The sequence below is a fragment of the Terriglobales bacterium genome, assembly GCA_035624475.1.
Lineage (GTDB): Bacteria > Acidobacteriota > Terriglobia > Terriglobales > Acidobacteriaceae > DASPRL01.
The window spans coordinates 1-5,940 of the sequence record DASPRL010000176.1 but is presented as its reverse complement, the minus strand read 5'-3'; the positions used below and the strand labels follow the sequence as shown (position 1 = coordinate 5,940).

Sequence of the window (5,940 nt, the reverse complement as noted above, 5' to 3'; positions counted from 1 at the left end):
GCTCTTTGACGCGCCCCGCGCCGAAAGCCGCCTCCGCCAGCTTGGCGCGATCGATCTGGCCGTCGGGCTGCAGAACGCCCGGGCCGAAGGCCTTCACCACTTCCTGATAGACGGGCTGGCCGGGGGCCATGAGTTGGTGGGCGATCTCGTCGGCGTAAACGATGTGGGCGCCGCGGGCGCGCAGCATCTCGGCCACCGTGGTCTTGCCGCAGGCCACCCCGCCGGTGAGCCCCACCCGCAGCAACTAGGCGCGCTCCGAGGTCAGCGCCGGCTGCTTCAGGGTGTGGCCGCGGCGCAGCTTGCAGGCCTTGACGGTGTTGGCCATGAGCATGGCGATGGTGAGCGGGCCCACGCCTCCCGGCACGGGAGTGAGGGCGCCGGCGATCTCGGCCACCTCGGGGTGCACGTCGCCGATCAGGGTGGAGCCGTTCTTCAAGAAGGCGGCCTCGCGCTTCTCGTTGCCCTTGAAGTAGCGGTCGAACTCGGCGCGCTCGGTGATCTTGTTCATGCCCACGTCGATGACGGTGGCGCCGGGCTTGACGAACTCGCGAGTGACGAAGCCGGCGCGCCCCATGGCCGCCACCAGGATGTCGGCGCGGTGGCACACCTTGGGCAGGTCGTGGGTCTTGGAGTGGCAGACCGTGACGGTGGCGTTGGCGTTGAGCAGCAGCATGGCCATGGGCTTGCCCACGATGTCGCTGCGGCCGACCACCACCGCCTCCGCGCCCATGATGGGGATCTCGTAGCGCCGCAGCATCTCCATGATGCCGGCGGGGGTGCAGGGCGTGAGTCCTGGGCGCTGGGTGGAGAGGTAGCCGACGTTCATGGGATGGAAGCCGTCCACGTCCTTGGCGGGCGAGACCGCCTCCAGCACCGCCTTGGCGTCCACCTGCTTGGGCAGAGGGAGCTGGACCAGGATGCCGTCAATCTCGTCGCGCCGGTTCATGTCGTGCACCAGCTCCAGCAGTTCGTGGGTGGTGACGGTGTCGGGCGGGGTGTATTTTTCGCTGAGCATGCCCAGCGCCTCGCAGGTCTTCACCTTGTTGGCGACGTAGATCTCGCTGGCGGGATTGTGCCCGGCCAGCACCACCGCCAGGCCGGGCCGCAGGCCCGCGTCGGTCAGCGACTTGACCTCCTCCGCCACCTCCGCCTTGATCTCGGCGGAGATCTTGTTTCCGTCCAGAAGGATGGCTGCCATCGTCTCCTCGGGAGGTTACATCCTTATTCTATGAGGCGAGGCGATTGTAGCGTAAACCGCTGAGGAAAAGATGTGATGGCAGAAAGCTCTTAGCTCTTAGCTCTTAGCCTGCAGGGGGCAGCGCGATAGAATGTCGGCCATGCTGGCCAAAGACCTGCTGGAGATCATCGTCTGTCCCGACTGCAAGCAGCCGCTGGAGTACAACGCGGAGAAGCAGACCCTCAAGTGCGCCGCCTGCAAGCGCGTCTATCCCGTGCGCGACGACATCCCCGTCCTGTTGATCGACGAAGCCACGATGGAGGAGTAGGGCGGCTCAGTGGACGGCGGGCGCCGTCCAGGTGTGGCCGCCGTCGGCCGTGGTCCAGATCTGGCGCAGCCGTGGATCCGCGGCCGCTACCACCGTCATCACCCCGTGCTGGGCGTCGGTGAAGTTGAGCGCCACCACGTCGGCGGGCGGCGCCGCGCCGGCCGGCCCGGTGAAGTCCAGGCGCGTCCAATGGGCGCCGCCATCGCCGGAATGATAGAGGGCCGCCGTGCGCTGGCGGTGGCCGCCCGCCCACACGTTCTCGCCCACGGACGACACCGCGTTCCACACCCCGCCCCCGCTCACCGGGACCACCCGCCAACTGCGGCCGGCGTCCTGGGAGCGTTCCAAGTGGCCCGCCGGGGTGATACGCCACAGCGGCGCCACGGCCACGCTCTCAACCGTGATTTGCACGGTCTCATTGCTGGCGCGCGCCGGCGCCTGGGCCGGTGCGGCCTGCGCCTGCCCGGCAACCTGTGCCTGGTCCGCCGCCACGGGCGCCGCGGTCGCCGTCCCCTTGCCGGCGCCGCTCTCGGGCTGCTGTTGGGAGACTCCGGGAGTCACCAGCCCGCCCACCACCTGCTTCTTCTCTCCGCCCGCGGGCTGAGCCTTGGCCTGGTAGGTCGGGGCCGCGGGGGCGGCCTGTGCGGTCTTGAGGTCATAGGTGGCCGGGGGCGGCGGCGGCGCCTGCTTGGCGACTTCGGCGGTGAAGGTCGAGACCTGGCCTTCCTTTGCCGGCGGGGCGGGCAGGGTGCGGCTCAGCTTGTCTTTGGATTCATCGCGGCGGCCGCGCTCCGCGTCGGCCAGCACCGCGGAGACGGCCCCGCCCTCGCCCGCACCCTGGACGCCCGCCTCCTTCTTGTTCCCAGCCACAGTGGTCCTGGCTTCGGCCTGCTTCCTCGCCGCGTCGGCTTCGGAGTGCGCGGGCTGGTTCGCGGCCGCGCTGCTTTCCTCACGCGCGGCGGCGGATGTAGCGGGCGATTTGGCGACCTGCACGGGCGCGCGCGAGCGGAAGTAAGCGTCGGGGATGGTCAGCAGGGCGATCGCTGCTACCGCCACCGTGGCCAGCGCCGCCGCCGTCTGCCAGCGCAGCACCCAGCCGCGGATGCCCTGAGGCGCGGCGACGGCTTGCTCCCCTTCTTCCTGCGGGAGGGCCAGTGCCACCACCTCGCGGCAGGCGGCGCAGGCGGCCAGATGGTCGAGCACCTGCGCGCGCTCGCGCTCGCCCAGCGCCTTTTCGGCGAAGGCGGTCAGCAGGTCGGCGTCGGGATGGGTTTCACCGCCGCCTGCCCGGAGCCGCTGGCGCACGATTTTGGGGAGCTCGGCCATAACGACTATTCCCTGCTTCTCCTAGCTTGGAACGGGCGGGCGCTCATTTCTTGCGCCAAACGTCCGCGCACGTCCACGGAAAGATCGCGCACGTCGGCCTCCAGCGCCTCCTCGGACTGGCGCCGGCTCATGCCCCGGCGCTCCAGCGCGGCCAGCGTCTTCTTGCGCAGCGCCTGGGCCAGTTTCTCCAGCTTGCGGCTGATGGTGGACTCGTGCACACCCAGGGTGCGCGCGATCTGGGCCAGGGTGCGCCCGTCGAGATAGTACGAGGCCAGCATAAACCTCTCTTCGGCGTCGAGCGAGGCCAGGGCCTCGTCGGCGGCGGCCTCCAGGCGCGGGTCCGCCCCGGTGGCAGGATCGGCGGGCAGCGTCCCCGGGTTGCCACCGGCGGTGGCCGGCTCGGCGAACTGCTCGCCCTGCTCCAAGTGCTCGTCCAGGCTGACCTCGCGCCGCCGCTTGCGGTACTGGTTGACGTACTCCTGCGCCAGCACGGTGCGCAGCCAGCCTTCCAGCGATCCCCGGCCCATGTAGAAGGTCAGTTTGGAGACGCGCACGCCCTCGCGCGTCTCGGTGCCATAGAGGGAGGCGTAGAGGGAGTCGGCCAGTTCGCGTCCGGAGGTGTCGTCGCGGGTGATGGCGCGGGCGGCGTCGTAGAGCTTGGCGCGGAAGCGGGTGAGGAAGACCTCCCAGGCGCGCTCGCTGCCGGCGGCGCAGCCGCGCGCCAGCGCCAGCTCCTCCGCCCGCAGGCTCTCGTAGAGAGCGCGGGCCTCGGTCTCCCCGGCCGACGTGGGCAGGTACTTGGCCCCCACCTCCGCCAGGATGCGAAAGAAATCCACCGCCGTCAGGCCGTACTGCTCCCCCTCGCTCTTCCGGAAAAGCTCCTGGAAGAGCGCTTGCAGCCGTCTGAGGTCCACCGCGGCTTTGTGGGGCATCCCTGGGCGTGATGGTAGCAGTTTTTGGTGCAAGAAGGGGCGGCGGCGCCGTTCCTTCAGCGTGCGGGGACCGGTGTCCCCGACCCCCTTTCGACTGTGGAGGTTCTTATGAAGCAATCGCAGAAAGCAGGACTCGCGCTGGCTGCCGCGGCTGTTCTGATGCTGGGCGCCGTGCTCTGGGAGGGCGCCGGGACCCCCGACGCCAACGCGGGCGAGTTGCCCGCCCCGGCTTCCGGCTACAAGGTACTCGCCCCCATCAGCCATGGCAACCTGACCATCTTTCCGGTGGTGGCCGGCACCACCTACGACACTCGCGCCTTCATCACCCTGGACGAAGGCCTGCGCTCGGGCGAAGTGGTGGTCGCCGAATCCGGGCAGGTCGAGGGTCTGCGCCGCGGTCCGCGGGCGCGCGGCTACTCCGGCGGCGGCGCCCAGGTCAACCGCCTGGTCCTGCTCAACAACTCCGACAAGCCCTTGATCCTGCTGGCCGGCGAGATCGTGACCGGCGGCAAGCAGGACCGGGTGGTGGGCAAGGACCGCATCGTGCCCCCGCAGAGCGATCCCATCGATCTCAGCGTCTTCTGCGTGGAGCCGGGGCGCTGGGTCGGCGCCAGCGCGCAATTCGACGCCAAGGCCACCCCCATGGCCCAGCCCAGCGTGCGCAAGGAAGCCATGGGCGACAAGGACCAGCAGAAGGTCTGGGACGAGGTCGGCCGTTCCCGTTCCGCGATGGCGAGCGCGGTGGAGGCGGCGCCGGCTGCCCCCAGCGCCTACGGCGGGCTTACCGGCGGAAGGGACGCGGCGGATCAGGTCACCGCGACCAGCTCCTACGCTCGCGCCATGGACGCTCCCGCCGCCAAGGCCCAGGTGGATGCGGTGGCCGCTCCCATCGAGCACTCCTACAGCAGTCTGATCCGGGAACTCAAGGCCCGCAATGCCGTGGGGGTGGTGGTGGCGGTGAACGGGCGGCTGATCTGGGCCGACGTCTTCGCCTCTCCCGCCCTGCTGGAGAAGTACTGGCCCAAGCTGGTGCGCTCCTACGCCGCCGAGGCGGTGACCACGCGGGCGGCGGGCAAGGCCGTCAGCGTGGAGGCGGCCCAGGACTTCCTGGAGCAACTGCAGGGCACGCGCGAGGTCTCGGAGAGCGAGCCCGGGGTCTTCCGCCAGACCGAGATCACCGGTCCCGGCTACAAGGTCTTCGAATTGACCTCGCTGCTGCCCAAGACCGGCTTCGAGGTGCACTGGGCCAAGATGGCGGAGTAGGCCCACAACGAGCGTGCGCGGGTCGCGGGTCCCGCGCCGGCCGCAGCGCAGGCGGTTCCCAGCGGGCTGCCTGCGCTGCCTTGCCTGGAGCCGAGGGCGCGGAAGCCGCCAAATCCGCGGCTTCCGACGATGCCTCCCCATAACCCAAGGCGGAAAAAGGAGATTCCGCCTGCAACGTTTTGGGCCCGGAGTGAGTCTAAGTCAACAAGCAAGGAAGTAAAGGGATCGGAGGTGATCCCGAATGGAACGCTTCGCGGTGACGGAGTTGACAGCGTTGCGCAGTGAGCTACTGGAAGGCGGGTTGGACCACCGCCAGGCCGGCGAGATGCTGCAGATGTTCATGATGGGCCACGGCTTCGGGGTCTCCCCGGACGCGGCCATGGAGGCCGCCGGGCGCGTGGGCAGCAAGGGCTGCTCGCTGGAAGCCATCCAGCATGAACTCGAGAATCTGGCGCTGGTGATGTGACCGGGCCGCGCTCAACCAGGCGCGCCCATTCACGCCGGCACCAAGATTGAGAAAGCCGGGCCAACCAGCCCGGCTTTCTTGTTTGAGTTCCCAGTTCCCGGTTGCCGGTTCCCAGTCAAATTGCCGGCCCAAACTGGGAACTGAGAACCGGGAACTGGGAACTGGGAACTACTCGTAGCGCAGCGAGACCACCGGGTCCTGCTTGGCGGCCAGGGCTGCCGGCACCGTGCCGAAGACGATGCCCACCAGCGACGACACCAGGATGGCGATTACCGCCGAAAGCCCCGAGATGGGGATGCGGAAGCTGGTGAAGAAGCGCACGGAGAAGGGCAGGGCCAGCCCGATCAGCGTCCCCACCACCCCGCCGCACACCGAGATGAACACCGCCTCCGCCAGGAACTGGAAGCGGATGTCGCGGCGGGTCGCCCCCACCGCCTTGCGGATGCCG

8 protein-coding genes are annotated in these 5,940 nt (G+C 69.3%); 3 read left to right on the top strand and 5 right to left on the bottom strand.

Annotated features, from left to right (window positions below; genetic code table 11):
- Nucleotides 1-235: dephospho-CoA kinase (coaE, locus tag VEG08_07230; protein HXZ27777.1), on the bottom strand; the 235-nt coding region annotated here is incomplete at its 3' end.
- A gap of 9 nt (nucleotides 236-244) precedes the next feature.
- The gene (locus VEG08_07225) at nucleotides 245-1,198 is read right to left on the bottom strand and encodes a bifunctional 5,10-methylenetetrahydrofolate dehydrogenase/5,10-methenyltetrahydrofolate cyclohydrolase (GenBank protein HXZ27776.1); all 954 of its coding nucleotides are present in this window, start codon (nucleotides 1,196-1,198) and stop codon (nucleotides 245-247) included.
- Nucleotides 1,199-1,337: 139 nt separating this feature from the next.
- On the opposite strand from VEG08_07225, the gene VEG08_07220 reads away from it, so the two are divergent.
- Complete coding sequence (locus VEG08_07220) at nucleotides 1,338-1,505, top strand: Trm112 family protein (protein ID HXZ27775.1); 168 nt, start codon at nucleotides 1,338-1,340, stop codon at nucleotides 1,503-1,505.
- A gap of 6 nt (nucleotides 1,506-1,511) precedes the next feature.
- Here VEG08_07220 and VEG08_07215 read toward each other — a convergent pair whose 3' ends face one another.
- Together VEG08_07215 and VEG08_07210 are read right to left on the bottom strand one after the other, a co-directional pair.
- Complete coding sequence (locus VEG08_07215) at nucleotides 1,512-2,831, bottom strand: zf-HC2 domain-containing protein (protein HXZ27774.1); 1,320 nt, start codon at nucleotides 2,829-2,831, stop codon at nucleotides 1,512-1,514.
- Nucleotides 2,832-2,836: 5 nt separating this feature from the next.
- Entirely contained in the window at nucleotides 2,837-3,763 is a 927-nt protein-coding gene (locus VEG08_07210; protein ID HXZ27773.1) for a sigma-70 family RNA polymerase sigma factor, read from the bottom strand.
- Between the two features lie 108 nt (nucleotides 3,764-3,871).
- Between VEG08_07210 and VEG08_07205 the strand changes: the two genes are divergently transcribed.
- Both VEG08_07205 and VEG08_07200 read left to right on the top strand, forming a co-directional pair.
- The gene (locus tag VEG08_07205) at nucleotides 3,872-5,026 is read left to right on the top strand and encodes a DUF6569 family protein (protein HXZ27772.1); all 1,155 of its coding nucleotides are present in this window, start codon (nucleotides 3,872-3,874) and stop codon (nucleotides 5,024-5,026) included.
- A 241-nt stretch (nucleotides 5,027-5,267) separates the two neighbouring features.
- Entirely contained in the window at nucleotides 5,268-5,492 is a 225-nt protein-coding gene (locus VEG08_07200) for a hypothetical protein (GenBank protein ID HXZ27771.1), read from the top strand.
- Nucleotides 5,493-5,660: 168 nt separating this feature from the next.
- Here the strand turns inward: VEG08_07200 and VEG08_07195 are convergent.
- Nucleotides 5,661-5,940, bottom strand: a 280-nt coding sequence (locus VEG08_07195; GenBank protein ID HXZ27770.1) for an FtsX-like permease family protein, incomplete at its 5' end; no start/stop codon positions are given.

What these genes read in the sequence shown, in the direction of transcription:
- VEG08_07200 (HXZ27771.1), top strand. Translation starts at nt 5,268, where the DNA reads ATGGAACGCTTCGCGGTGACGGAGTTGACAGCGTTGCGCAGTGAGCTA.
- VEG08_07215 (HXZ27774.1), bottom strand. Translation starts at nt 2,831, where the DNA reads ATGGCCGAGCTCCCCAAAATCGTGCGCCAGCGGCTCCGGGCAGGCGGC.
- VEG08_07205 (HXZ27772.1), top strand. Translation starts at nt 3,872, where the DNA reads ATGAAGCAATCGCAGAAAGCAGGACTCGCGCTGGCTGCCGCGGCTGTT.
- VEG08_07220 (HXZ27775.1), top strand. Translation starts at nt 1,338, where the DNA reads ATGCTGGCCAAAGACCTGCTGGAGATCATCGTCTGTCCCGACTGCAAG.
- VEG08_07225 (HXZ27776.1), bottom strand. Translation starts at nt 1,198, where the DNA reads ATGGCAGCCATCCTTCTGGACGGAAACAAGATCTCCGCCGAGATCAAG.
- VEG08_07210 (HXZ27773.1), bottom strand. Translation starts at nt 3,763, where the DNA reads ATGCCCCACAAAGCCGCGGTGGACCTCAGACGGCTGCAAGCGCTCTTC.